Raw genomic sequence first — 3,359 nt, forward strand, 5'->3', positions numbered from 1 at the left:
CGACTCTATCAGATCTTTTCTCGATCCGATTTCCTCGGTGCTTTCCAGGTTTCCGCTCTCGCGTTTCCCTTTCCGGCGGTTCCGACTTTATCAGATGTTTCAGGCTGTTTGATCAGCCATCCATTTCCGATTTCATCGGGGTGGCTCACTTGGAATCGATGTTCCATGGAGCCTGTAGATACTCACTGTAGCCGACCGGACGCTGTCCAGTTCCAGGCAACTGTTCGAATCTACCTCCTCGGCCACTCCGTGTCAACGGGGTTTCCGGGGCGAAGGAGAGATTAACAGCTCGGGAGGGGTGGATGCACATCAGGCGGCCATCGGCAGCGTGGCGCTGCGCTCGGCCGCCTCCACGTCACCGCTCTCGCCCTCCCGTACAGCTCTGCCGCCCAGCACGAAGACGTAGGCCAGGAAGGCGCCCTCGGCGGCGACGCCGATGGCGATACGGGCCCAGGTGGGCAGGCCCGACGGGGTGACGAAGCCTTCGATCGCGCCGGAGACGAACAGCACGAGGGCCAGTCCCATGGCCATGCCGATGGCGGCCCGGCCTTCCTCGGCGAGCGCGGTACGCCGGGTACGCGGACCGGGGTCGACGACCGTCCAGCCCAGCCGCAGTCCGGTGCCGGCGGCGACGAAGACGGCCGTCAGCTCCAGCAGACCGTGCGGCAGCACCAGGCCGAGAAAGATGTCCAGGCGCCCGGCGGAGGACATCAGGCCGATGCCCACCCCCAGGTTGAGCATGTTCAGGAAGAGGATCCACAGGACCGGCAGGCCCAGGAAGACCCCCATGACCAGGCAGACGGCGGCGGCCTGCGCGTTGTTCGTCCACACCTGTGCGGCGAAGGAGGCCGCCGGGTGGCTCGAGTAGTACGTCTCGTACTCGCCGCCCGGGCGGGTGAGCCGGCGCAGTTCGCCGGGTGCGGCGATGGCGGACTGGACGTCGGGATGGGTGCCGATCCACCAGCCCAGCAGGGCGGCGACCACGATGGACAGCAGCGCCGCGGGTACCCACCAGTGACGGGAACGGTAGACAGCTGCAGGGAAGCCCCTGGTCAGGAAGCGGGTCACGTCCCGCCAGGAGGCGTGCCGGGTGCCGGTCACGGCGCTACGCGCGCGTGCGACGAGCTGGCTGAGCCGGCCGGTCAGCTGGGGATCGGGGGCGCTGGACTGGATCAGGGAGAGATGAGTGGCGGTGCGCTGGTAGAGGGCGACGAGTTCGTCGGCCTCGGCTCCGGTGAGACGGCGGCGACGCCCGAGCAGGGAGTCGAGGCGTTCCCACTCGGCTCGGTGGGCGGAGACGAAGACGTCGAGGTCCATCGGTGTGCCTGCTCCTGCGCGGTTCGTCGGCGGCTCGGCCGGGGTCAGCTTGTCGTACTGCGGCGCGATGCGCCCTCAGCTTGGCAGACTGGCGGTTCTCAGGGCAGGTCATGGGAAAGGGCGTCGGGCGTGAGCGAGCTGGTGACGGGCGAGGCGGTGGCGTTGGAGCTACGGCCCGCGAAGCTGCCCAGCAGGGCGCTCGCCGTGCTGATCGATCTGGTCGTCGCCATGGCGGCTTACACGATCGTCACGATGGTCCTGCTGGTGGCGACGGCCTCGCTGGACGAGGCGGCGCAGACGGCGGTGTCGATCGCGACGTTCGTGCTGGTGCTTGTGGGCGCGCCGATCGCCGTCGAGACGCTCAGTCATGGGCGGTCGCTGGGGAAGCTGGCGGCCGGGCTGCGGGTGGTGCGGGACGACGGTGGGCCCATCCGGTTCCGGCATGCGCTGGTGCGGGGTGCGGTCGGTGTGGTGGAGATCCTGCTGACGTTCGGCGTCGTGGCCTGTATCGCCTCGCTCGTGTCGGAGCGGGGACGGCGGCTGGGTGATGTGTTCGCGGGGACGCTGGTCGTGCGGGAGCGGGTGCCGCAGGCGCGGTCGGGTTTTCTGCCGCCTCCGCCGCCGTGGCTGGCGGGCCGGTTCGCGCAGCTGGATCTGTCGGCGGTACCGGACGGGCTGTGGCTCGCGATCCGTCAGTACCTGACGCGGATGCAGCAGCTGGACCCGCAGGTCGGCGCGGACATGGCGCAGCGTCTCGCCGGCGATCTCGCGGTGCGTACGGGGGCTCCGGTGCCGCCCGGGGTCCCGCCGGCCGCGTTCCTCGCGGCGGTCCTGCAGGAGCGGCAGGCGAGGGAGGCCCGTCGCGCTTTCGCATCCCGCACGGCGACATCGCGGGACGGTGGGTCGGGTGCGAGCGCTGCCGCCCCGTTCACCCCTGCCCCCTTCCCCTCGGCCCCGGCCCCGGGCGGGACGCCGTCATCTCCGGAACCGTCTGCACCGAGCGCCCCGTCTGTTCCGGCCACCCCGTCCTCCGCCTCCGGCTCCCCCGCCGGGCGGCCGGACGACGGTTCCCGCACGGGCTTCGCCCCGCCCGCCTGATCCGCCCCGGACGGTTTGACGCCGGTGAATCCCGACCGGCCCCTGTCTTTCAGGGAAAGACGGACGGCGGTGACTCGAGGTCTTCCAGCTCGATGCCGGGGGCTGCCAGGACGACGTCGCCGGCGATGTGCACGGTGTGCTGCTCGCCCGTGTCCAGCGCTGTGACCTGGTATTCGTCCACGGTCAGGGGCCCGTTGTCAGTGGCGTGTGCTTCTCTTTCCAGCAAGGTCCAGGACTGGTCCACGGTGCGGGGGGCGAGGACCGGGTCCGTGAAGGCGACGAGCCGTACGCGGGTTGCGGGAGCAGAGGGGGTGAGGCGCAGGAGCCGGGTCGTGGCGATGAGGAACGCGGGGGAGGTGCCGGTGAAGGCGTGGGCGCGCACATTGCCTTCGGAGGCATGCGAGCCGGTGGGGTCGGTGCGGACCCAGGTGACGCCGTCGAGGGCGGCGCCGCGCACCTGCCAGTCGCCCGCGTGGAGTTCCAGGCGCAGGGGGCGGCCCAGTTCGTCGAGGGTGAGGTCGACGGAGCCGTGGTGATCACCGGCCGGGGTGGTCAGCCGTGAGACATAGCGCCAGCCGGAGGGGCCGGGGGCGCACTGGAAGTGTTCTTCCGCGAGGGGGGTGTGATCGTGCGGATCGTGGAGCGAATAGCGGCCGCGGGGCATGGGGGTCCTGGATCGTGACGGGGCGTTCCGGTGGGTCCGGCGAGTCGTGGTCGGTGTCCGGCCAGTCGTGACGGGCTGGTCCGGGACATGGGGCAGGCCCCCGGCACGGGGGTGCGGGGGCCTGCCTCGGATCTCGGTCAGCGCTGCTGACGTGTGATCAGTAGCGGTAGTGGTCCGCCTTGTAGGGGCCGTCCACGTCGACACCGATGTACGCCGCCTGCTCCGGGCGCAGCCTGGTCAGCTTGACGCCGAGGGCGTCCAGGTGGAGACGGGCGACCTT

Annotated in this window: 4 protein-coding genes; 1 reads left to right on the top strand and 3 read right to left on the bottom strand. The window is 70.6% G+C overall.

The features are described from left to right. Window positions 1-309: 309 nt before the first annotated feature. A complete protein-coding gene (locus tag ACZ64A_RS36850; RefSeq protein WP_469816407.1) occupies window positions 310-1,317 on the bottom strand; it encodes a stage II sporulation protein M in 1,008 nt (335 codons plus the stop codon). A 129-nt stretch (window positions 1,318-1,446) separates the two neighbouring features. On the opposite strand from ACZ64A_RS36850, the gene ACZ64A_RS36855 reads away from it, so the two are divergent. Next, window positions 1,447-2,415: an RDD family protein gene (locus ACZ64A_RS36855; RefSeq protein ID WP_469816409.1), complete on the top strand. Its 969-nt coding sequence runs from the start codon at window positions 1,447-1,449 to the stop codon at window positions 2,413-2,415. Between the two features lie 49 nt (window positions 2,416-2,464). Here the strand turns inward: ACZ64A_RS36855 and ACZ64A_RS36860 are convergent, their stop codons facing one another. Both ACZ64A_RS36860 and ACZ64A_RS36865 read right to left on the bottom strand, forming a co-directional pair. Next, complete coding sequence (locus ACZ64A_RS36860; RefSeq protein ID WP_469816411.1) at window positions 2,465-3,079, bottom strand: hypothetical protein; 615 nt, start codon at window positions 3,077-3,079, stop codon at window positions 2,465-2,467. Between the two features lie 157 nt (window positions 3,080-3,236). Beyond that, a partial coding sequence (locus ACZ64A_RS36865) for an adenosylhomocysteinase (protein ID WP_469816412.1) occupies window positions 3,237-3,359 on the bottom strand: 123 nt, incomplete at its 5' end.

Source organism: Streptomyces sp. NPDC104814 (assembly GCF_055583185.1).